The sequence below is a fragment of the Cellulomonas oligotrophica genome (genome assembly GCF_013409875.1).
GTDB classification, from domain to species: domain Bacteria; phylum Actinomycetota; class Actinomycetes; order Actinomycetales; family Cellulomonadaceae; genus Cellulomonas; species Cellulomonas oligotrophica.
The window spans coordinates 2,962,097-2,984,593 of record NZ_JACCBK010000001.1 but is presented as its reverse complement, the minus strand read 5'-3'; the positions used below and the strand labels follow the sequence as shown (position 1 = coordinate 2,984,593).

17 protein-coding genes are annotated in these 22,497 nt (G+C 75.4%); 3 read left to right on the top strand and 14 right to left on the bottom strand.

Going from position 1 to position 22,497, the window contains the following annotated elements; all coding sequences use genetic code 11:
- Positions 1-4: 4 nt before the first annotated feature.
- From pstA to BKA21_RS13585, 5 genes are all read right to left on the bottom strand, one after another.
- A complete protein-coding gene (pstA, locus tag BKA21_RS13605) occupies positions 5-1,066 on the bottom strand; it encodes a phosphate ABC transporter permease PstA (RefSeq protein ID WP_140459608.1) in 1,062 nt (353 codons plus the stop codon).
- A complete protein-coding gene (pstC, locus tag BKA21_RS13600; RefSeq protein ID WP_140459607.1) occupies positions 1,066-2,064 on the bottom strand; it encodes a phosphate ABC transporter permease subunit PstC in 999 nt (332 codons plus the stop codon). The genes pstA and pstC overlap by 1 nt, the downstream gene beginning before the upstream one ends.
- Positions 2,065-2,204: 140 nt before the next feature.
- Positions 2,205-3,326: a phosphate ABC transporter substrate-binding protein PstS gene (gene pstS / locus BKA21_RS13595; protein ID WP_140459606.1), complete on the bottom strand. Its 1,122-nt coding sequence runs from the start codon at positions 3,324-3,326 to the stop codon at positions 2,205-2,207.
- A 184-nt stretch (positions 3,327-3,510) separates the two neighbouring features.
- The gene (locus BKA21_RS13590) at positions 3,511-4,221 is read right to left on the bottom strand and encodes a response regulator (protein WP_140459605.1); all 711 of its coding nucleotides are present in this window, start codon (positions 4,219-4,221) and stop codon (positions 3,511-3,513) included.
- Complete coding sequence (locus BKA21_RS13585) at positions 4,218-5,507, bottom strand: sensor histidine kinase (protein ID WP_140459604.1); 1,290 nt, start codon at positions 5,505-5,507, stop codon at positions 4,218-4,220. The genes BKA21_RS13590 and BKA21_RS13585 overlap by 4 nt, the downstream gene beginning before the upstream one ends.
- 146 nt (positions 5,508-5,653) lie before the next feature.
- On the opposite strand from BKA21_RS13585, the gene phoU reads away from it, so the two are divergent.
- Positions 5,654-6,328, top strand: a complete 675-nt coding sequence (gene phoU, locus BKA21_RS13580) for a phosphate signaling complex protein PhoU (RefSeq protein ID WP_140459603.1) — start codon at positions 5,654-5,656, stop codon at positions 6,326-6,328.
- Between the two features lie 90 nt (positions 6,329-6,418).
- Here phoU and BKA21_RS13575 read toward each other — a convergent pair whose 3' ends face one another.
- The 5 genes from BKA21_RS13575 to BKA21_RS13555 all read right to left on the bottom strand — a co-directional run bounded on the left by BKA21_RS13575 (position 6,419) and on the right by BKA21_RS13555 (position 16,405).
- Positions 6,419-7,159 (bottom strand): phosphoglyceromutase, encoded by a 741-nt coding sequence (locus BKA21_RS13575; RefSeq protein WP_140459602.1) that lies wholly within the window; start codon positions 7,157-7,159, stop codon positions 6,419-6,421.
- Positions 7,160-7,273: 114 nt separating this feature from the next.
- Positions 7,274-8,611 (bottom strand): glycosyltransferase, encoded by a 1,338-nt coding sequence (locus BKA21_RS13570; RefSeq protein WP_239072810.1) that lies wholly within the window; start codon positions 8,609-8,611, stop codon positions 7,274-7,276.
- A 97-nt stretch (positions 8,612-8,708) separates the two neighbouring features.
- Positions 8,709-13,913: a glycoside hydrolase family 3 N-terminal domain-containing protein gene (locus BKA21_RS13565; RefSeq protein ID WP_170209048.1), complete on the bottom strand. Its 5,205-nt coding sequence runs from the start codon at positions 13,911-13,913 to the stop codon at positions 8,709-8,711.
- Positions 13,914-14,098: 185 nt separating this feature from the next.
- Entirely contained in the window at positions 14,099-15,157 is a 1,059-nt protein-coding gene (locus tag BKA21_RS13560; RefSeq protein WP_140459600.1) for a lactonase family protein, read from the bottom strand.
- Between the two features lie 9 nt (positions 15,158-15,166).
- On the bottom strand, positions 15,167-16,405 hold the full coding sequence (locus BKA21_RS13555) for an ROK family protein (RefSeq protein WP_239072811.1): 1,239 nt from the start codon (positions 16,403-16,405) through the stop codon (positions 15,167-15,169).
- A 96-nt stretch (positions 16,406-16,501) separates the two neighbouring features.
- On the opposite strand from BKA21_RS13555, the gene xylA reads away from it, so the two are divergent.
- The gene (xylA, locus tag BKA21_RS13550; protein ID WP_140459598.1) at positions 16,502-17,692 is read left to right on the top strand and encodes a xylose isomerase; all 1,191 of its coding nucleotides are present in this window, start codon (positions 16,502-16,504) and stop codon (positions 17,690-17,692) included.
- A gap of 92 nt (positions 17,693-17,784) precedes the next feature.
- On the top strand, positions 17,785-19,218 hold the full coding sequence (locus BKA21_RS13545) for a xylulokinase (RefSeq protein ID WP_140459597.1): 1,434 nt from the start codon (positions 17,785-17,787) through the stop codon (positions 19,216-19,218).
- 130 nt (positions 19,219-19,348) lie between these two features.
- Here the strand turns inward: BKA21_RS13545 and BKA21_RS13540 are convergent, their stop codons facing one another.
- The 4 genes from BKA21_RS13540 to nadC all read right to left on the bottom strand — a co-directional run bounded on the left by BKA21_RS13540 (position 19,349) and on the right by nadC (position 22,490).
- Positions 19,349-19,684 (bottom strand): histone-like nucleoid-structuring protein Lsr2, encoded by a 336-nt coding sequence (locus tag BKA21_RS13540; protein WP_140459596.1) that lies wholly within the window; start codon positions 19,682-19,684, stop codon positions 19,349-19,351.
- 100 nt (positions 19,685-19,784) lie between these two features.
- Positions 19,785-19,943 (bottom strand): hypothetical protein, encoded by a 159-nt coding sequence (locus BKA21_RS13535; RefSeq protein ID WP_179625380.1) that lies wholly within the window; start codon positions 19,941-19,943, stop codon positions 19,785-19,787.
- A 10-nt stretch (positions 19,944-19,953) separates the two neighbouring features.
- Positions 19,954-21,486: a lysine--tRNA ligase gene (gene lysS / locus BKA21_RS13530; RefSeq protein ID WP_140459595.1), complete on the bottom strand. Its 1,533-nt coding sequence runs from the start codon at positions 21,484-21,486 to the stop codon at positions 19,954-19,956.
- Between the two features lie 59 nt (positions 21,487-21,545).
- Complete coding sequence (gene nadC / locus BKA21_RS13525; protein ID WP_373308169.1) at positions 21,546-22,490, bottom strand: carboxylating nicotinate-nucleotide diphosphorylase; 945 nt, start codon at positions 22,488-22,490, stop codon at positions 21,546-21,548.
- Positions 22,491-22,497 lie beyond the last annotated feature (7 nt).

The following is a 22,497-nucleotide window of genomic DNA, read 5'->3' as shown; positions in this document are numbered from 1 at the left end:
CGGGTCAGCGGGCGCCCTTGGGCGCGAACCAGCGGCTGATCAACCGGGCGAGCAGGTTGAGCGCCATGACGACGAGGATGAGGGTGAGGGCGGCGGCCCACGCGCGGTCGATGCCCGTGCCGCCGGACTCGTACTGGCGGTACGCGAACACCGGCAGGGTCGCCATGCGGCCCTCGAACAGGTCCCAGTTGACCTGGGTGACGAGCCCGACGGTGAGCAGCAGGGGCGCGGTCTCGCCGATGACGCGCGCGACCGAGAGCATGATGCCGGTCACGATGCCCGCGGCGGCCGTGCGCAGCACGACCTTGATGATCGTCAGCCACTTCGGCACGCCGAGCGCGTACGACGCCTCGCGCAGCTCGTTCGGCACGAGACGCAGCATCTCCTCGACCGAGCGGATGACGACGGGCGTCATGAGCAGCGCGAGAGCCACGGCACCCATGATGCCCGCACGGAACGCCGGGCCCATGATGAGCGTGAACAGCGCGAACGCGAACAGGCCCGCGACGATCGACGGGATGCCCGTCATGACGTCGACGAGGAACGTGATCGCCCGGGCCAGCGGGCCGCGGCCGTACTCGACGAGGTAGATCGCCGTGAGCAGGCCGATCGGCACGGAGATGACCGCGGCGGCGAGCGTGATCACCAGCGTGCCGACGAGCGCGTGCTGGATGCCGCCCTCGGTCATCGCACCGAAGACGCCGACCATGTCGGTGGTGAGGAACTCCCACGAGAACGACGCGGCACCCCGGGTGACGACGAGCAGGACCAGGGACACCAGCGGGATCAGCGCGAGCAGGAACGCGCCGGTCACGAGGGTCGTGGCGAGGCGGTCCGCCGCGCGGCGGGGGCCCTCGACGACGCGCGAGGTCACGGTCAGACCGACCGCGAAGAGCACCGCGCCGAGCACGACCACGCCCGCGACGGTCGGCGTGCCCAGCACGAGCAGGAGCACGAGGGCCACGACCAGGGCCGCGGCCGCCGCGACGGGCGTCGCCCACCGGGGCAGCCGGCCGTGCGACGTGTCGACGAGCTGTACGGGGGCGGGGACGATGTCGGCGGTCATCAGTTCGCTCCGGAGAACTCGGCGCGGCGCGCGATGATCCAGCGCGCGGCGAAGTTGACGACGAACGTGATGACGAACAGCGCGAGACCGGTCGCCACCAGCGCGCTCACGGACAGGCCGCTCGCCTCGGGGAACTTCGACGCGATGTTCGCCGCGATCGTCTGGTGCTGGCCCGGCTGCAGCAGGGCGAAGGAGTACAGGAACCCGGGCGAGATCACCATGAGCACGGCCATCGTCTCGCCGAGCGCGCGGCCCAGGCCGAGCATCGAGGCGGAGATGACGCCCGAGCGCCCGAACGGCAGGACGGCCTGGCGGACCATCTCCCAGCGCGTGGCGCCCAGCGCGAGCGACGCCTCCTCGTGCAGGCGCGGGGTCTGCAGGAACACCTCGCGGGAGACGGCCGTGATGATCGGCAGGATCATCACCGCCAGGACGATCCCGGCCGACATGATGTTCTTGGCCGGCGCCTGGTAGTCCGCGAACAGCGGGACGAACCCGAGCGTGCCCGACAGCCACTCGAAGAACGGGCCGACGACGTCGAGCAGCCACAGGGCGCCCCACAGGCCGTAGACGACGGACGGGATCGCCGCGAGCAGGTCGATAAGGTAGCCCAGGCCCTGCGCGAGCCGGCGCGGCGCGTAGTGCGAGATGAACAGGGCGATGCCCACCGAGACCGGCACGGCCAGCACGAGCGCGAGCACCGACGCGAGCAGGGTGCCGAAGACCAGGGGCCCGACGTACTCGAGCATCGAGTCGCCGTTGAACCAGGAGATCTCGCCGAGCTCCTCGGCGGACGCCGTCAGCGCCGGCCAGGCCTCGATGACGAGGAACACCGCGACGGCGGCGAGGGTGACGAGGATGAGGACGCCGGCGGTGGTCGACAGGCCGGCGAAGACCTTGCTCGCGACGCGTCCGGTCGACACGTCGGCGCGCTCGAGGCCGGCGTCCTCGGTCGGGGGCGAGGAGGTCCCGTGCGGGGGGGTGGCGGTGACGGCCACGGCTGCTCCGGAGGGTGCGGGGGGCGGGGAGGGTGGGGGCGTGACCGCGTGCGCGGCGTCGCCGGGCAGGGCGGAAGCCGCCCCGGGGCGCTGGGCCCCGGGACGGCTCCCGTCGGTGGCGGTCACAGGTGGGCCGGTTCTCAGCCCGCCAGCGCGATCGAGTCGATCGCGGCCATGACCTCGGTGCGCAGGTCGTCCGAGATCGGCGCCGAGCCGGCGACGGTCGGGTCGGCGGCGCGCTCCTGGCCCTCCGGGCTGGCGACGTAGGTCAGGTACGCCTTGACGTTGTCCACGTCGGCCTGGTCCTCGTACACCGAGCAGGCGATCGAGTAGGACATGAGGACCAGCGGGTAGGCGCCCGCGGCGGTCGTGGTGCGGTCGAGCTCGACGACCAGGCGGTTCGCCGTGGCGTCCTCGGCACGCGGGGACGCGTCCACGACGGCGGCGGCGGCCTCGGCCGAGTACGGCACGTACTCCTCGCCGACCTTCAGCGCGACCGTGCCCAGGTCACCGGCGCGGGAGGCGTCGGCGTAGCCGATCGCACCCTCGGCACCCGTCACCGTGTCGATGACGCCCTGCGTGCCCTGGCCGGACTGCGTGCCCGAGATCGGCCAGTCGCCGCTGGCCTCGTGCGGCCACGCGCCGTCCGAGGCGGCCTCGAGGTACTCGGTGAAGTTCTCCGTCGTGCCGGACTCGTCGGACCGGTTCACGGGGATGATGTCGATCGCCGGGAGCTCGACGTCGGGGTTCTCGGCCGCGATGGCCTCGTCGTCCCAGGACGTGATGTCGCCGTTGAAGATCTTCGCGATCGTCTCGGCCGACATGTTGATGTTCGCGGCGTCGACGTCGGGCAGGTTGTAGACGACGGCGATCGGGGAGATGTAGAGCGGGACCTCGATGGCCTCGCCGCCGTAGCAGCGCTCCGTGGCCTGGGCCAGCTCCTCCTCGTCGAGCGCCGCGTCGGACCCGGCGAGCTGGACGGCACCGGCGAGGAACTGCTCGCGGCCGCCGCCCGAGCCGATGGCGTCGTAGCTGACCGCGACGCCCGGCTGCTGCTCGTTGAAGCCGGCGATCCAGCCCGCGACGGCGTTCTCCTGCGAGGTCGCACCGGCCGCGGCGAGGGAGCCCGAGAGCTCCGCAGCGGCGCCGTCACCGGTCGCACCCGGCTCCTCGGACGACCCCGAGGAGCACGCGGCGAGAGTCAGGGCGAGCGCGCCCGTGAGGGCCACGGCGCCGAGACGGCTGTGGGGGGTGAGCTTCACTGTGTCCCATCCTGTCGGTCCGCGCGCACCGGTCGGTGCGCGGCCATGACCGACGCTAGGGAGAGCAGGTGACCGGATCGGCGGCCCTCGGTGAACCCCGGATGAACGCTGGTCGACCAGACACCGGTCCAGGTCCGGGCGCACGCCCGGGCCGCCGATCAGGCTCCCGGGAGTGTGAGCGCGCTCACTCCTCGGACCCGTCGGACAGCTTGTAGCCCAGGCCGCGGACCGTGGTCAGCAGCGCAGGCGTCGACGGGTCCGGCTCGATCTTCGCCCGGATGCGCTTGACGTGGACGTCGAGGGTCTTGGTGTCCCCCACGTAGTCCGACCCCCAGACGCGGTCGATGAGCTGGCCGCGGGTCAGCACGCGCCCGGGGTTGCGCAGCAGGATCTCGAGCAGCTCGAACTCCTTGAGCGGGAACGCCACCTGGTGCCCGTCGACGTGCACGGTGTGCCGGTCCACGTCCATGCGGACCGGGCCGACCTCGAGCGTGCCGTCGTCCTCCAGGTCGTCCGCCGTGCTCGGGCGCCCCGCGGACCGCCGCCGCAGCACCGCCCGGATGCGGGCCAGCAGCTCGCGCGACGAGTAGGGCTTCGTCACGTAGTCGTCGGCACCCAGCTCCAGGCCCACGACCTTGTCGATCTCGTCGTCCTTGGCCGTGAGCATGATGACCGGCACGTCGGAGTCCTGCCGCAGGCGGCGGCACACCTCCGTGCCCGGCAGCCCCGGCAGCATGAGGTCGAGCAGCACGAGGTCGGCGCCGTGCTCGGCGAACCGGTCCAGCGCCTCGGGGCCCGTCGCGGCGGTCACCACGTCGTACCCCTCGCGGGCCAGCAGGTACGACAGGGGGTCGCGGTAGGACTCTTCGTCCTCCACGAGAAGGATGCGGGTCACACGGTGCTCCTGGTCGCTGGCCGGCCGTCGGCCGGTCGGTCGGTGCCGCGCGGGGCGGCGGGGGTGGCCGACGCGGTCCCGCCGGGGGACGGCGCGTCGTCGGTCGGGGGGACGTCCGCGGGGACGTCGGCCGCGGGCGCGTCCGCCGGGTCGTCGCCCTGGTCGGCGACGGGCAGGCGCAGGGTGAACGTCGAGCCGCGGCCCGGCTGGGACCACACGCTCACGTCGCCGCCGTGGTCGGCCGCGACGTGCTTGACGATGGACAGGCCCAGCCCGGTGCCGCCGGTGTCCCGCGAGCGCGCGGGGTCGACCCGGTAGAACCGCTCGAAGACGCGCTCCTGGTCGGCCGCGGCGATGCCGATGCCCTCGTCGACGACCGCGAGCTCCACGAGGTGGCCGCGCCGCTTGACGCCGACGCCGACGGACGTGCCGTCCGGGGAGTACGCCACGGCGTTGTCGAGCAGGTTGCGCACCGCGGTGACCAGCAGCGCGTGGTCGCCGAAGACGACGACGCCGGTGTCGCCGCCCGCGCTGAGCCGGACCTGCTTGGCGTCCGCGCCGGTGCGGGCCCGGTCGAGGGCCTCGGCGACGACCGCGTCGACGCTCACGGGGGCGACGTCCTCCAGGGCGCCCGCGACCTGGAGGCGCGAGAGCTCGATGATCTCGTGCACGAGGGCCGACAGCCGCGTCGCCTCCGCCTGCATGCGCCCGGCGAACCGGCGCACCGCCGGCGGGTCGTCCGCGGCGTCCTCGACGGTCTCGGCCAGCAGCGAGAGCGCGCCGATGGGCGTCTTGAGCTCGTGCGAGACGTTGACGACGAAGTCGCGGCGGATCGCCTCGACGCGGCGCGCCTGCGTGAGGTCCTCGGCCAGGACGAGCAGCAGGTCGGGCGTCACCTGGGCGACCCGCACCTGCAGCAGCAGCCGCCCCTGGCCGACGGGGCCGCGCGGCACGTCGAGCTCCTCGTCGAGGATCACGCCGTCGCGGCGCACCTCGGCGACCATGTCCCGCATCGAGGCGTGCACGAGGCGGCCGTCGCGCACCAGGCCGAGGGCGTGGGCCGGGGCGCTGGCCCGCAGCACCTCGTCCTGCGCGTCCAGCACCACCGCCGCCGAGCGCAGCACCGCGAGCGTGCGCACCAGGCCCTCGTCGACCTCGGGCTCGGGCAGCGGGGGCATGCGCGTCTGCACGCGCTCGCTCCACCGGAAGGCGCCGACGGCGACGGCACCGGTGAGCACGCCCAGCGCACCGGCGACCAGGGGGACGACACCCTCGAACAGCTCCACAGCGTCACACTAGGACGACGGTGGTGCGTGGTCGCGCCACCCGGGGCCGTGGTCGCCGTCCTGCCACGGGCTGTTCACCTGGCCGCGGCGTCGCGTTCACCACGACCTGCGACCGTGAGGCGGCACACGCGCACGAGAGGGAGCACATGCGGGACATCTTCGACGCCGAGCTCAAGCAGCTCGGCGACGACCTGGAGGCCATGAGCTCCCGGGTCGAGCAGGCCGTGACCAACGCCGGCCGGGCACTGCTCACGGCCGACCTGACCCTCGCGGAGTCGGTGATCGCGGACGACCTGGCGATCGACGCGCTCGAGCGGGACCTCGACGAGCGCTGCGTGCGGCTGCTCGCGCAGCAGCAGCCCGTCGCGACCGACCTGCGGGTCGTCGTCTCGGCGCTGCGCATGAGCGCGTCGCTGGAGCGCATGGGCGACCTGGCCCGGCACGTCGCCCAGGTGACGCGCGCCCGGTACCCGGAGGTCGCCGTGCCCGCGGGCCTGGAGGAGACCTTCACGCAGATGCAGGACGCCGCGGTGCGCGTCGCCCGGCGCGTCACCACGCTGCTCGGCACGCGCGACCTGGCGCTGGCCGAGAGCATCGAGCAGGACGACGACCTGCTGGACGAGCTGCACTCCGACACGTTCGCCGCGATGCTCGGCGGCGAGTGGGAGCACGGCCCGCAGGCGACCGTCGACGTGACGCTGCTGAGCCGGTACTACGAGCGGTTCGGCGACCACGGCGTGTCCGTGGCGCGGCGCATCGTGTACCTGGTCACGGGCGCGACCGCCGAGGCCCTGGACCCCGCCGCGGTGCGCGGGTCCTGACCCGGCCGCACGACCACCGGGGGCGACCCCGGCACGCGAGAGGCGCCCGTCCCGGGGAGGGGGCGGGCGCCTCTGTCGTGCGCGGAGGTGTCAGCGGCCCTGGTTGGCGACGGCCGCGATCGCGGCCTGCGCGGCCTCGGGGTCGAGGTACGTGCCGCCCTTCGTGACGGGCTTGAGGGTCTCCTCGTCCAGCTCGTACAGCAGCGGGATGCCCGTGGGGATGTTGATGCCGGCGATGGTCTGCTCGTCGACGTCGTCGAGGTACTTGACGATCGAGCGGATCGAGTTGCCGTGCGCCGCGACGAGGACCGTCTTGCGGGCCTTCAGGTCGGGCACGATCTCGGCGTCCCAGTAGGGCAGCGCCCGGTCGAGGACCTGCGCGAGGGCCTCGGTGCGCGGGATCGGCTCGCCCGCGTAGCGCGGGTCCGCGTCCTGGGAGTACTGCGTGCCGAGCTCGATCTCCGGCGGCGGGACGTCGTACGAGCGGCGCCAGAGCATGAACTGCTCCTCGCCGTACTCGTCGAGGGTCTCCTTCTTGTTCTTGCCCTGCAGCGCGCCGTAGTGGCGCTCGTTGAGGCGCCACGAGCGCTTCACGGGGATCCACAGGCGGTCCGCGGCGTCGAGCGCGTAGTTCGCGGTCGTGATCGCGCGGCGCAGCAGCGACGTGTGGACGACGTCCGGCAGCACGCCGGCGTCGGTCAGCAGCGTCCCGCCGCGCTTGGCCTCCGCGACGCCCTTCTCGGAGAGGGGGACGTCGACCCAGCCCGTGAACAGGTTCTTGGCGTTCCACTCGCTCTCGCCGTGGCGGAGCAGCACGAGGGTGTAGGTCATGGCGCCATCCTGCCGCAGGGCGGACCGGTGCGCAGGGACGTCCGTCCCCCGACAGCGCGCGACGTCCGTCCCCCGACAGCCCGCGACGTCCGTCCCCCCGACGAACCCCCGACGTCAGGTCCGGCGGTGCTCCGCGGCCACGCGGTACACCTTGAGCACCTGCTCGGCGGCGGCCTCCCAGCCGAACCGCTCGGCGACCCCCCGGGCGGAGGCGGCCCACCGGGCCCGGCGTGCGTCGTCGGCGAGCGCGTCGGCGAGGACGTCGGCCCACACGGCGGGGTCGTGGCCGGGCACGAGGCGGCCCGAGACCTCGTCCTCGACGACCGTGCGCAGCCCCCCGACGGCGGCGGCCAGCACGGGCACGCCGGTGGCCTGGGCCTCGGCGGCGACCAGCCCGAACGACTCCGAGCGCGAGGGCATCGCCACCACGTCGGCGGCCCGGTACCACTCGGGGAGCTCGGTGCGGGGCGCGGGCGGACGGACCACCACGTCGTCCGCGACGCCGCACGTGGACGCGAGCGCGAGCAGCTCGCGCACGGCGGTGGGGCGTCCGCTGGGGCCGCCGAGCACGAGCAGCAGCGGTACGGGCCGCCCGGTGGCGCGCAGCACGCCGAGGGCGCGGACCAGCACGTCCGGGGCCTTGAGGGCCTGCACGCGCCCGGCGAAGAGCACCACCTGCCGGTCCGCGGGCAGCCCCAGCCGGGCGCGGGCGGCGCGCGCGGCCCCGGGGCCGGCCGGGCGGAACCGGTCGAGGTCGACGCCCGGCTCGACGACGTGCACGCGCTGGGGGTCGGCGCCGTACATCTCGACGAGCTCGCGGGCCTCGACGGCGGTGGAGGCGACGAGCGCGTCCGCCTCGGCGACGACCTGCTCCTCCCCCATGACCCGGCCGGTGGGCTCGGGGGTGTCGCCCGGGCCGAGGTTGGCGTTCTTGACGCGCGCGAGCGTGTGCGCGGTGTGCACGAGCGGCACCTCCCAGCGCTGGGCCGCGATCGCGCCGACCTGGCCGGACAGCCAGTAGTGGGAGTGCACGACGTCGTACCAGCCCGGCCGGCGGGCGGCCTCGGAGCGCAGCACCCCGGCGGCCATGCCGCACAGCACGCCGGGCAGGTCGTTCTTGTCGAGCACCTCGAACGGACCGGCGGGCACGTGGTGGACGAGCACCGGCGGCGTCACGCCGGGGTCGACGTCGCACGCGAGCAGCACGTCGCGGGCGTCCGCGGGGGCGAGGGGGCGGCCGTCGGCGTCGGCGCCGTCGAGGACCACCGTCTCGGGCAGGTCGGACGACGTGGCCCGGGTGAACACCTCGACGCGCGAGCCGCGGGCCGCGAGGGCGCGCGCAAGCTCGAGGACGTACACGTTCATGCCGCCCGCGTCGCCGGTGCCGGGCTGGTCGAGCGGCGACGTGTGCACCGAGAGCATGGCGACGCGGGGCGCTCGCTCTGCGGTCACCGCCCCATTCTCACCGATCGTCGGCGTCCCGCCACCACCCGACGTCCCGGCGCGGGGCGCGACGGACGCCGGGCGGCGGGGCGGCGGGTGCGGGGCGTCACCGGACGATCAGCAGGCGGGGCGGGGCCACGGCGGGCAGGTAGGACGGGTCGCCGCGGTAGACGACGAGCACCAGGCCCGTGCGCGTCGAGCGCGGCAGGGTCACCGCGACCGTGCCGTCCGGCGGCAGGTCGACGGTCACGCTCCGGCGGCCGTTCACCCAGACCTCCACGTCACCGGTCGGCGGGACGCCCTCGACGCCGCGCACCTGCACCTCGACGACCTTCGGGTCGGCGCGGCCGACAGACCAGTCCGTCCCGTCGGTGCGCACCCGCGCCAGGCCCGGGAGCACCCGCCACGTGGTCGGCGCCGACGTCGAGCCGGCCACGGCCGCGCTGCCGAGGGACGTCGCCGTGACGTCGTGCGTCCCGGCGGCCGTGCCCCGCGGCAGGGTGACGCGCACCTGCGCGCGCCCCGCGCCGACGGGTTCGAGCGTCCCGGTCGCGACGACGTCGTCGTCGACCCGCACCTCGACGTCGCCCGCGGGCGTCGCGCCGTCCGCACGGACGGTGACGACGGCGGTGGTGCGGGCGCCGAGGGTGGTGACCCGCGGGGCCAGGCGCAGCGTCGTCGCCGAGGGCACGGGGTCGGTGGTCGGGGCGCCCGCGACCTGCGCGAGCAGCGCGACCGCCGCCGCGGGGTCGCCCGAGACCAGGGCGTGCTCGGCGTCGGCCGTCAGCGCGACGGCGTCGGCGGGCAGCCCGTCCGCCCCGGCCACGACCGCGGCCTGCGCGAGGTCGCGGACGCCGCTGACGACGAGGTCGGCCGCCCGGGCGACGTCCCGCGCCGCGCGGTCGGTCGTGCCCGGGTCGTGGTCGAGCTGCGCGGCCGCCCGGGCGAGCAGGGGCACGAGCGTCTCGGACGCGTCCGGGTCGACCGCGTCGCCGTCCCACACCGGGGCGTCGAGGACGGCCTGCACGGCGGCCCGGGCCGGGCCCGCGTCGAGCAGGTCCACGGCCGTGGTCAGGCGCGTGCGGAGGGCGTCGGTGCGCAGGCCCCAGCCGTACGCGTACAGCGGCGCGTAGTCCTCGTCGCCGACGTTCACGGGCACCTGCTCGGCCGTCGCGGGCCACGAGACGGGCAGGCGGCCCGTGAAGGGCGCGTCGCCCAGCAGCACGTCGACGACCCCGGCGCCCTCCGTGCCGGGCAGCCACGACGCGACGAGGGCGTCCACGTCGTCGAGGTGCTCGGTCACCAGCTGGGGACGCCCCGCGACGACGAGGACGACGCACTCCACCGCCCCGCAGACGGTGTCGATCGCGGCCCGGTCGGCGGCCGGCAGCGTGAGGCTGCGGCCGTTGTTGCCGACGTCGCCGACGCCCTCCGCGTACGGGGGCTCGCCGACCACGACCACGCCGACCTCGGCCCCGTCGAGCGGCGCCGACGCGTCCTTCGAGTACGTGACGGTGGCGTCGGGCGCCGCGGCGCGCAGGGCCTCCAGCACGGTCGTGCCCTGCGTGATGTCGCCCGAGCCGCCCTGCCACTGGACGGTCCACCCGCCGGCCTGGTGGCCGAGGTCGTCGGCGTTGGACCCCGCGACGTAGACGTGCGCGTCACGGGCCAGGGGCAGCACGCCGTCGTCCTTGAGCAGCACCTGCGACGCCGCGACGGCCTCGCGCGCGACCGCCCGGTGCGCGTCCGAGCCCACCGCGTCCGCCTGCGAGCGGTCCGCGAACGGCTCCTCGAACAGGCCCAGCGCGACCTTCTGCGTGAGGATGCGCCGCACCGCGTCGTCGACGCGCGCCTCGTCGACGTCGCCGTCCTCGACCGCACCGGTGAGCGCCTCGACGAACGCGGCGAAGTTGTACGGCGCCATCGCCATGTCGAGACCGGCGTCGACGGCCCGCACGACCTTCTCGCGGTAGGTGCCGCCGGGCAGCTTGTCGATGCCCTCCCAGTCGCTGATCAGGAACCCGTCGAAGCCCAGCTCGCCCTTGAGCAGGTCGGTGTTGAGCTCGCGGTGCTCGTGCATGCGCAGCGGCTGCGCACCGCCGACCGCGACCGCCGAGTACGACGGCATGACGGACCCGACGCCGGCGTCGACCGCCGGCACGTACGGGTCGACGTGCAGGCGCCGCAGCTCGTCGAGGTCGGCCACGTGCGTGACGCCCTGGTCGATCGGGTACCCCGACCCGGCCTGCGCCGGCTCGTACCGGGTGCCGCCGTCGCCGACCCAGTGCTTGGCGGTGGCCAGCACCTTCTCCGGCCCCGACAGGTCGGCCGGGTCGGTGCCCTGCAGCCCCTGCACCGCGGGCGCGGCCAGCGCGGCCACGAGCGCCGGGTCCTCGCCGAACGCCTCGTACGAGCGGCCCCAGCGCTCGTCGCGCGTGACGCACAGGCACGGCGCGAACGTCCACGGCACGCCGGTCGTCCGGGTCTCGACGGCCGTGGCGCGCGCCGCGGCCTCGACCAGGTCGGGGTCGCGCGTGGCCCCCAGGCCCTGGTTGTGCGGGAAGATCGTCGCGCCGACCACGTTGTTGTGGCCGTGCACGGCGTCCACGCCGTAGACGAGCGGCACCTGCAGGCGCGTCGAGAGCGCCTGGCGCTGGAACCCGTCGACCATGTCGGCCCAGCCGGCGGCCGTGTTCGGGCGCGGGACCGAGCCGCCGCCGGACAGCACCGACCCCAGGCCCAGGTCGGCGACCTGCGTGGGCGACGCGAGCCCGAGACGCTCGGCCTGCGTCATCTGGCCGACCTTCTCGGCGAGCGTCATGCGACCGAGCAGGTCGTCGACCCGCTCGGCGGCCGGCAGCGACGGGTCGAGGTACGGGTGCCCGACGGCGTTCAGCACCACCCGCGGGTCGGCGCCGAGCGCCGCGTCGGCGGACGCCAGGTCGAGCGTGAGGGTGCGGGCGTCGTCGGCCGGTGCGGCCGCCAGCGTGGTCACCGTGACCGTCGTCGTCGCACCCGACGCCGTGCCCGCGGCGAACACCGCGTCACCCTGCACCGGTGCGTAGTGCGTGCCGCGCTCCGCGGTGCCCGGGGCGTCCTGCCAGCTGACCGCCACGTCGTCGGCCAGCGGCTCGCCGTCCGTGGTCGTCAGCCGCAGCGTCACCTGCGCCTCGTCGCCCGGGTCGACCAGCACCACGTCGTCCGCGTCGACCCGCGCGGCCGCGGGCGGCACGGCGGCGCCGTACAGGCCGACGTCGTCCACGGACCAGGCCTGGGCCTGCGCGCCGCCGGGCACGAACGTGATCGCGTACCCCCACGACGACGTGAGGTCCAGGGTGCCGTTGCGCGTGGCCTCGTCGCCCGGCTGGTAGCCGGAGAGCGTGAACGCGTCGAACGGGATCTCCACGAGCTTCCAGCGGCTGCCGTCCGCGGACCAGCTGTCCTTGAACGTCGCCGCCCACACCTCCGAGCGCTCGCCGTCCGGGCCGCCGTCCTTGAGCTCGACCTTGATGTCGGCGCCGGCCGTCGGGGACGCGGGACGGGTCTCCTGCGACGCGTACCAGAGCAGGCGGATCCCGCGGTACGAGCTCCAGTCCTGCGAGGCCGCGAGGTTCTGGGAGAACCCGCCCCAGCCGCCGCCGGGCACGAGGTACTCCCCGCCGAGCACGTGGTTGCCGGCCGGTGCACCGTCGCGGTCCTGCTGCTGCACGCCCAGCGACACCTGAGCGCCGTCCGAGCCCCACGTGAAGAGCCCGACAGTGCTGCCGGGCTCGGCCAGCGGCACGTCGCCCTCCGCGTCCTCCAGCAGCGTCAGCCGGTCGTACAGGCCGACGTCGTCGACGGCCCACGCGCCCGCGCCCAGGTCGGTGAGGGTGATGGCCCAGCCCGTCGAGGCCGCCGGGTCGAACCGGGCGTCGGAGGCCGGGTCGCCCTTGAGCCGCAGCTGCGCGAACGGCACGCTGACGCGCCGCCACCCGGCCGCGTCGTCCACGACGGACGTCTCGAAGAGCTGCCCGCCGCTCTTCAGCTCGTACCGCAGCAGCCCGCCGCCGCCCGTGCCCCGGAACCGGAACGTGAACCCGTCCCGCGCCGACCAGTCGGTGGCCGCCGTGTCGTGCGTCAGACCGAACCAGTCGCCGGCGGCGGGCTCCGCGCCGACGGTCGCGAGCAGCACCTGGTCGCCCGCCGGCGCACCGTCGCGGTCGGACGGCGCCGTGCCGAGCACCGGCGTGACCTCCGGCCGGCTGCCCCAGGGCACGAAGCCCGTGGGGACACCGTCGGCGAAGTCGTGCAGCACCTCGACGTCACCCACGTCCGGCAGGTCGCCGTGCGGCGCGAGGGTCACCGTGGTGGCGGTGCGGCCGCCCAGGACGAGGCCGGCGGACGGGTCGTCGAGGGTCAGGGCGACGGTCGTGGCCGGTGCCAGCGGGCCGCCGTCGACGGTCGCGACCGCGACCTGCGCGGTGCGCTCCCCCGCGGCGAACGTGACCCGCTCGTCGACGGCCGTGTAGTGCGTGCCCGGCACCGCCGACCCCCCGGTCGAGCGGACCCGCACCGAGACCTCCGCCGCGGCCGGGGCGCCCAGCAGCACCTCGACCTGCGCCGTCGTGCCCGCGGGCACCGTCTGCGCCGACCGGGCGAACGCGGTCGTCGCCGCCGTGGGCGTGCCGTGCACCTCGAGCGCGAACAGCGAGTAGCCGTACCAGTGGGGGCGGGCGGGGTCCCAGTCGAACGACGTGCGCTCCAGCATGAGCACGCGCACGTACCGGGCCTCCACGGGGTCGACGACGATCTCGTCCGTGCCGCCGTCCCCGGCGTCCTGCGCGTGCACGGTGGTCCACGCGGCGGCGTCGGCCGGGTCCGTCGTGGCGACCTGGACCTCGTACCGGCGGGCGAACGCCGCCTCCCACGCCAGCACCACGCGGTCGACCGTCGCGGTCACCCCGAGGTCCGCCTGCAGCCACGCGGTGAACTCGACGTCCTCGTCCGGGCCGTTGCCGCTGGCCCACCGGGTCGACGGGTCGCCGTCGACGGCGGCGTCCGGCGGGAACGAGCCGTCGACGTCGTCCTGCGACCGGTCGGCCGAGGCGGTGCCCACGCGCGCGAGGTCACCGTCCGCCGCCACGGGTTCGGCGACCACCCGGGCCGCCGCCGGGGAGACCACGGCCGTGAGCAGCGGCACCACGAGCGCGAGCGCGGCGACGGCCGCGACGGTGCGGTGCAGGGCGCCGCCCGGCGTGCGCGGGCGACGCGGTGGTGGCGGTGCGGTGACGACGGCGCGGGCAGGACGGGACGCGGACGGTCGGTGCACCGGGTCACTCCTTCGTGACGTGTGCGGCCGCACCCCCCAGCACGGCCGCGCCCCGGACGACGGCGGGCGACGCTGCCCGTCACGCCGTCCGCGACCCCGTCAGTCGACCACGAGGACCGGGTGAGGCGTCACCCGAGAAGGGTCACGATTCGGTCACGGACGCCCGCGACCTGCGATGTGACCGCTCACACGGGTGTCACGGGCACGATGCACGCCGGCGACGGCACCTCGAGGCGTCCCATCTCGGCGCCGGCGCGGTCGAGCACCACGAGCAGGTGCTCCTCCTGGAGGGCCACGACGGTCCACCCCGCGACGACCTCGTGGTGCCGCGGCGTGCGGCCGGGCAGCGGTGCGACCGCGGGCGTCCCGGGCGTGCCGTCGGGCCCCAGCGGCCAGGTGGTGAGGACGTCGACGCCGCGCACGCCCATCAGCAGCCGGTCGCCGTCGCGCAGCACGTGGGCGGGCGCGCCGCCGTCGAGGCCCGGTGCGGCCGGCAGCACCGCCCGCGGCGTGCCGGTGGCGGAGGCCGCGTCCCACGCGAGCACGTGCAGGGTGGCGTCGAGCTCGCCCGCGACGTGCAGCAGCGCGCCGTCGGCGGAGAAGGCGAGGTGCCGCGGACCGGTGCCCGGCGGCAGCGCGGCGGCGACCCCCGCCTCGGCGAGCGAGCCGTCGTCGGCGCGCGCGTACCGGCGCAGCTCGTCGGTGCCCAGGTCCACGACCAGCACGTGGCGACCGTCCGGCGTGAGCGCGGCGAAGTGGGCGTGCGGCCCGCCCTGCCGGTCGACGACCGGCCCCGACCCCGCGTGCGCGAACCGCTGGACGGCCCCGCCGGCGGCCAGCACCTCGGGGGCGAACCCGCCGTCGGCGGCGAGCGGCAGCACCCCGAGGACGCCGTCGGAGTAGTTGGACACGTACAGCGCCTGCGGCGTGCGCAGCACGTGGCACGGGTACCCGCCGCCCGAGCCGACCGTCGCCCGCGGGGCCAGCCCGCCGTCGGCGGTGACGTCCCACGCCGTGACGGTCCCGGCCGCGCTCTCGTCGACGCCCAGCAGGACGCGCCCGCCCGGGTCGGCCGCGAGGAAGGTCGGGGCGGGGGTCCGCACCACGAGCCGCCCGTCGAGCAGCCGGCCGGTGGCCGGGTCGAGGTGCACGCGCCACACGCCCTCGCCGAGCCCGGCGGGGGTGCCGATGCCGGCGTGCGGGTAGGTGCCGATCCAGAGCAGGACGGGTGCGTGGGTGGTCACGGCACGACCCTACGGACGCACGGCGCCCCGCGGCACGCCCGCCAGCAGCGCGTCCGGGGCGGCCACGGCCTGCCGGAGCACCGCGAGCGCCCCGCCGGACAGCGCGGGGTAGTCGCCCGCGACGGCCGCCACGACCTGCGGCGCCGACCAGGGCGCGAAGATCACGTGCGCGTCCAGCGCGTCCTGCACCGGGCCGCGCACGTGCGGGGCGAGGCGGGCGAACGAGCCGCCGAGCACGACGTGCGCGACGTCGACGACGTTGGCGACCGACGCGACGGCGAGCCCGAGCCAGCGCCCGGCCCCGTGCGCGGCGGCCACGGCCCGGGGGTCGCCCGCGGCGGCGGCGGCCACGACGTCCGCGAACGGCCGGCCGGCGAGACCGGCGGACGACGCGATGGCGTCCTGCCCGGCGAGGGCCTCCAGGGTGCCGTCGCGGCCGGGCGCGCGGCCGTCGACGACGACGTGGCCGATCTCCCCGCTCCACCCGTGCCGCCCGGTGAACAGCTCGCCGTCGAGCACCACGGCGCCGCCGATGCCGACCTCCCCCGAGACGTAGAGGAACGACGCGGGGCCGGTCGCGCGGCGCGCGTGGGCCTCGGCGCGGGCGGCGAGGTTGGCCTCGTTGGCCAGCCGCGGGACGAGGCCGCCGAGGGTGCCCGCGGTGACGAGCACGTCGAGCACGTCGACGTCGCGCCAGCCGAGGTTGGGCGCGAGGCGCAGGGGGCCGGTGACGCGGTCGACGAGGCCGGGCAGCGCGAGGGCGGCGCCGGCGAGGTGCACGCGGTCGGCGGCGAGCCGGTCGAGCAGGGGGGCGGCGAGCGCGCCGAGCCGGTCGAGGGCGTCGACGGGTGCGCTGCCGCGCAGGTCGACGTGCTCGACGTGCTCGCCGAGGACGCCGCCGGCGAGGTCGACGGCGCGCACGCCGAGGTAGTCGACGTTGACCTCGAGGCCGACGCCGGCGACGCGTCCCGCGACGGGAGCGAGGGGCACGGCGGGCCGCCCGGCGCGGGCGAGGACGACGGGGTCGAGCTCGCGCACGAGGCCCGCGTCGACGAGCAGGTCGGTCAGGCCGGTGACGGCGCCGCGCGACAGGCCGGTGGCGGCGGCGATCTGCGCGCGGGACGGCGGGGCGACGGCGTCGACGACGTGGCCGAGGACGACCGCGAGGTTGTGGGCGCGCAGGTGCTCCTGGCGGCTCGCGCGCACCGGCCGGGGCAGCGGGCGCGGTGCGGGGGCGATGTCGGGCACGGGGTTGACCCTACCGACCTGACGGCATAAATTCATGGCACGAACAAATCCGCCGGGCATCGCCGCCCGGACGCCGCTCGACGTGGAGACGTGCTCATGACCCGCAAGCCCACCCCTGCCGACCGCTTCTCCTTCGGACTGTGGACCGTCGGCTGGAACGCCGCCGACCCCTTCGGCACCGCCACGCGCGCCTGGCTCGACCCCGTGGAGTCCGTGCACCGCCTCGCCGAGCTCGGCGCCGCGCACGTGACGTTCCACGACGACGACGTCGTGCCGTTCGGCTCGTCCGACGCCGAGCGCGAGAAGGTCCTCGACGGGTTCCGTGCCGCGCTCGCCGAGACCGGCATCACCGTCGAGATGGTCACGACGAACACGTTCACGCACCCCGTGTTCAAGGACGGCGCGTTCACGTCCAACGACCGCCGCGTGCGCCGCTACGCGCTGCGCAAGATCCTGCGCAACGTCGACCTCGCCGCCTCGCTCGGCGCCGACACGTTCGTCATGTGGGGTGGGCGCGAGGGCGCCGAGTACGACTCCGCCAAGGACCTGTACGCCGCCCACCAGGCCTACGCCGACGGCATCGACACCGTCGCGTCGTACATCAAGGAGAAGGGCTACGGCCTGCGCATCGCGCTCGAGCCCAAGCCCAACGAGCCCCGCGGCGACATCCTGCTCCCGACGATCGGCCACGCGCTCGGCCTCATCGCGAAGCTCGAGCACGGCGACATCGTCGGCCTCAACCCCGAGACCGGCCACGAGCAGATGGCCGGCCTGAACTACACCACCGGCCTCGCGCAGGCGCTGTGGGCGGACAAGCTCTTCCACATCGACCTCAACGGCCAGCGCGGCATCAAGTACGACCAGGACCTCGTGTTCGGCCACGGCGACCTGTTCTCCGCGTTCGCGACCGTCGACCTGCTCGTCAACGGGTTCCCCGGCGGCGGCCCCCGGTACGACGGCCCGATCCACTTCGACTACAAGCCGTCGCGCACCGAGGACGCCGAGGGCGTGTGGGTCTCGGCGGCGGCCAACATGTCGACGTTCCTGCTGCTCAAGGAGCGGGCGCAGGCGTTCCGCGCCGACCCCGAGGTGCAGGAGGCCCTCGAGGCCGCCGGCGTCCTCGAGCTCTCGCAGCCGACGCTCGACGAGGGCGAGACCCTCGCCGACCTGCTCGCCGACCGGTCCGCGTTCGAGGACTTCGACGTCGACGCCGTCGCCGCCCGCGGCTTCGGGTTCGTGCGCCTCAACCAGCTCGCGCTCGAGCACGCCCTCGGCGCGCGCGGCTGACACCCCGCCGACGCCCGGGCGCCGCGTGCGCCCGGGCGTCCGCACGTCGCCGCACCCTCCGGCGACGACCCCGACGAGAAGGAGCACGGACGATGACGCTCGTGGCGGGCGTGGACTCCTCCACGCAGTCCTGCAAGGTGGTCGTGCGCGACGCGCAGACCGGTGCCCTCGTGCGGTTCGGCCGCGCCGGGCACCCCGACGGCACGGAGGTCCACCCGGACCGCTGGTGGGAGGCCCTGCAGCAGGCGATCACCGCCGCGGGCGGGCTCGACGACGTCGAGGCCGTGTCGGTCGGCGGGCAGCAGCACGGCATGGTCGCGCTCGACGCCGACGGCCGGGTCGTGCGCGACGCGCTGCTCTGGAACGACACCCGGTCCGCCCCCGCCGCCGCCGACCTCGTGCGCGAGCTCGGCGGCGGCGACGTCGAGGCGGGCGCCCAGGCGTGGGCCGACGCGATCGGGTCCGTGCCCGTCGCGTCCCTGACCGTCACCAAGCTGCGGTGGCTGCGCGACGCCGAGCCCGAGAACGCCGCCCGCGTGGCCGCCGTCGCGCTCCCCCACGACTGGCTCACGTGGCGCCTGGCCGGCGGCGGCGACACCCTCGGGATCGACGCCCTCGTCACCGACCGGTCCGACGCGTCCGGCACCGGGTACTGGTCCCCCGCCACGGGCGGCTACCGGACCGACCTGCTCGAGCGCGCGCTGGGCTCCGTGCCCGTGCTGCCCCGCGTGCTCGGCCCCCGCGAGGCCGGCCCGCAGGCCCTGCTCGGCGCCCGCCCCGTGCTCGGCCCCGGCGCCGGCGACAACGCCGCCGCCGCGCTCGCGCTCGGCCTGGGCCCCGGCGACGTCGCCGTGTCGATCGGGACGTCCGGCGTCGTCTCCGCCGTGTCCGCCGCCCCCACCGCCGACGGCAGCGGCCTGGTCACCGGGTTCGCCGACGCGACCGGGGCGTTCCTGCCGCTGGCGTGCACGCTCAACGCCTCGCGGGTGCTCGACGCCGCGGGCCGCATGCTCGGCGTCGACCACGCCGGCCTGTCCGAGCTCGCGCTGTCCGCGCCCGCCGGCGCAGACGGACTCGTCCTCGTGCCGTACCTGGAGGGCGAGCGCACCCCCAACCGGCCCGACGCGACCGGGTCCCTGCACGGCATGACCCTGGGCACCACGACCCCCGCACACCTGGCCCGCGCCGCCGTCGAGGGCATGCTCTGCTCGCTGGCCGACGGCATCGACGCCCTGCGGGCCGTGGGCGTGCCCGTGCAGCGCCTGTTCCTCATCGGCGGCGGCGCGCAGTCCGCCGCGGTGCGGGCGCTGGCCCCCACGGTGCTCGGGCTCGACGTGCACGTGCCGACCCCCGGCGAGTACGTCGCCGACGGGGCCGCCCGCCAGGCCGCCTGGGTCCTCTCGGGCCAGGACGCCGCCCCGTCGTGGTCGGCCGCCGCCGACGCGCAGGTCGCCAGCGCACCGGCCGTGCCCGAGGTCCGGGCCCGCTACGCCGCCGCGCGCGACCTCACCCTGACGCGGGCCTGAGCCGCGCCGACCCGCGGCAGCACCCGGGCAGACGCCGAGGGGCCCGGCACCGTGACGGTGCCGGGCCCCTCGCGTCGTTCCCCCCGCGTGCGGCCCGACGCGTGCGACGCGTCAGTGCCGACGGCGCACGTCAGTGCGCGTCGTCGTACGCCTTCTTCACCTCGGCCGAGATGCGGCCGCGCTCCGAGACGTGGAAGCCGTTGGACTTGGCCCACTCGCGGATCTCCTGCGCGTCGCTCGAGCGCGGTGCACGCGCCCGGGCCGGCGCCGTGGAACGGCCCGACGCGCGGCCCGACACCTTGCGCGCGTGACCGACCCACGTGGCCAGCCCGTCGCGCAGCTTCGCGGCGTTCTCCGTCGTCAGGTCGATCTCGTAGGTGACGCCGTCGAGCCCGAACGTGACGGTCTCGTCGGCGCTTCCGCCGTCGACGTCGTCGACCAGCAGGACCTGGACCTTCTGAGCCATTGTGTACTCCGGTGCATTCGTGAGGGGGATATCCGGGACGGCGTCAGGATGTCACCCGATGAATACATCGTCAAACCATGCGCCGCGGGTGCGGCACATTTCACAGGTCGCCGGACTCCCGTGCCTGCGCATCCATGCGCGCGATCTCCTCGCGCTCACGACGATCAGCATTCACGAGCGCACGCATCGCATACCAGAAGATCAGGCCGACGCCGATCGACGGCAGCACCGCCGCCGCCACCGCACCCCATCCGTCCATCATCGGCTCCTCACGCCTGCGGCTTCACGAGCGGGAAAAGGATCGTGTCGCGGATGCCCTGGCCCGTCATCGCGATGATCAGCCGGTCCACGCCCATCCCCATGCCGCCCGACGGGGGCATCGCGTGCTCCATCGCGGCGAGGAAGTCCTCGTCGATGCGCATGGCCTCGTCGTCGCCGCCCGCGGCCAGCAGCGCCTGCGCCTCGAAGCGCTGCCGCTGCACGACCGGGTCGACCAGCTCGGAGTACGCCGTCGCCAGCTCCAGGCCGCGCACGTACAGGTCCCACTTCTCGACCAGCCCGTCGTGCGTGCGGTGGTCACGCGTCAGCGGCGACGTCTCCACGGGGAAGTCCCGCACGAACGTCGGCGCCCACAGCGTCGAGCCCACGTGGTGCTCCCACAGCTCCTCGACGAGCTTGCCGTGGTTGCGCCGCGCCGGGGCCAGGTCGATCTCCGCCTTCTCCAGCAGCGCGACGAGCACGGCGTCCGGGGTGTCGTGCGTGATCTCCTCGCCCAGCGCCTGCGACAACGACCCGTACATCGTCAGCTGCGCCCACTCCCCGCCCAGCTCGTACTCCGAGCCGTCCGCGAGCGTCACCGTCGTGGTGCCGAACGCGTCGAGCGCGGCCGTCTGCACGAGGTCCTGCGTGAGCACCGCCATCGTGTCGTAGTCGCCGTAGGCCTCGTACGCCTCCAGCATCGCGAACTCCGGGGAATGCGTCGCGTCGACGCCCTCGTTGCGGAAGTTCCGGTTGATCTCGAAGACCTTCTCGACACCGCCGACCGCAGCCCTCTTGAGGAACAGCTCGGGCGCGATCCGCAGGAACAGGTCGATGTCGAACGCGTTCATGTGCGTCTCGAACTGCCGGGCCGCAGCGCCTTCCGCCCGCGTCGTCAGCATCGGGGTCTCGACCTCGAGGTACCCGCGACGGTGGAAGTTCTCGCGCAGGGAACGCACCACGGCCGCGCGCGTGCGCACCATGTCCCGCGCGCCGGGCCGCACCACCAGGTCGACGTAGCGCTGGCGGACCCGGGCCTCCTCGGACATCTCGGTGCCCTCGTAGAGGTTCGGCAGCGGACGGATCGCCTTCGCGGCCATGCGCCACTCGTCGGCCATGACGCTCAGCTCGCCGGTGCGCGAGCAGATCACCCGCCCGTGCACGAACACGTGGTCGCCGAGGTCGACGTCCGCCTTGAACGACGCGAGCGCGTCCGCGCCCACCTCCTTCTGGCTGAGCATCGCCTGCAGCCGGTTGCCCGCCCCGTCCTGCAGCATCGCGAAGACCAGCCGGCCCGTGATCCGCAGGAACACCACGCGCCCCGCGACTCCGACCACGTCGTCCGTCTCCGCACCGGGCTCGAGGTCCGTGTGCGCCGCGCGCACCTCCTCGACCGTGTGCGTGCGCGGCACGCCCACCGGGTACGGCGCCACCCCCGCGGCCAGCAGCCGCTCGCGCTTCTCGCGCCGGACCCGGATCTGCTCGGGGACGTCGTCGACGACGGCGGCGGGCTCGACGGGCTCGGCGGAGGGCGTGGAGGTCACCGCGCAATCCTACGGTCGGCCCCGGGGCGCACCGGCACGGTCGCGCACCCGTGACCGGCTCAGGACGCGCGCAGGTCCAGCGCCACGTCGAGGATCGGCGAGGAGTGCGTCAGCGCCCCCACGGACAGGAAGTCCACCCCCGTGCCCGCGACCTCCGCGGCCCGGTCCAGCGTGAGGGTGCCCGTCGCCTCGAGGTCCACGTGCCCCGTCTCCTGCTCGCGGGCGCGCACCCGCGCGACCGTCGCCGCCAGCACCGGCGTGGGCATGTTGTCGAGCAGCAGGAAGTCCGCGCCCGCGTCGAGGGCCTCGTCCGCCTGCTCCGGGGTGTCGACCTCGACCTGCACCGCGACGTCGGGGAACCGGGCCCGCACCGCGGCGATCGCCCCGGCGACCGAGCCCGCCGCCACGACGTGGTTGTCCTTGACCATCGCGACGTCGTGCAGGCCCATGCGCTTGTTGGTGCCGCCGCCGCACCGCACCGCGTACTTCTCCAGCGCCCGCAGGCCCGGCGTCGTCTTGCGGGTGTCGAGCACCTGCGCGCCCGTGCCCGCGAGCGCGTCCGTCCACCGGCGCGCGTGGGTCGCCACGCCCGAGGCGCGCGAGACGAGGTTGAGCAGCGTGCGCTCGGCGACGAGGAGCACCTGGACGGGGCCGGTGGCGGTCGCGACGACGTCGCCCGGCGCGACCGCCGAGCCGTCGGGCCGCAGCACCTCGACGGTCGCGGCGGGCAGGCCCAGGCGGCGGGCGACCTCGTCGAGCACCACCGGCAGCACCACGAGGCCGGCGACGACGCCCGGGGCGCGGGCCACGACGTCGGCCGCGCCGGTCGCGGACGCCGGGACCGTCGCCTGCGTCGTCACGTCGCGGCCCAGCGGGCCGAGGTCCTCGTCGAGCGCCGCGGCGACCACGCGGGCCACGTCGGCGGCGTCAGGGCCCGGGTCGCCGGGCAGCACCCCGCTCCGGGGGTCGGCGGGCACGGGCGGGGCGGGGGTCGTGGCGGGCACGCGCCCA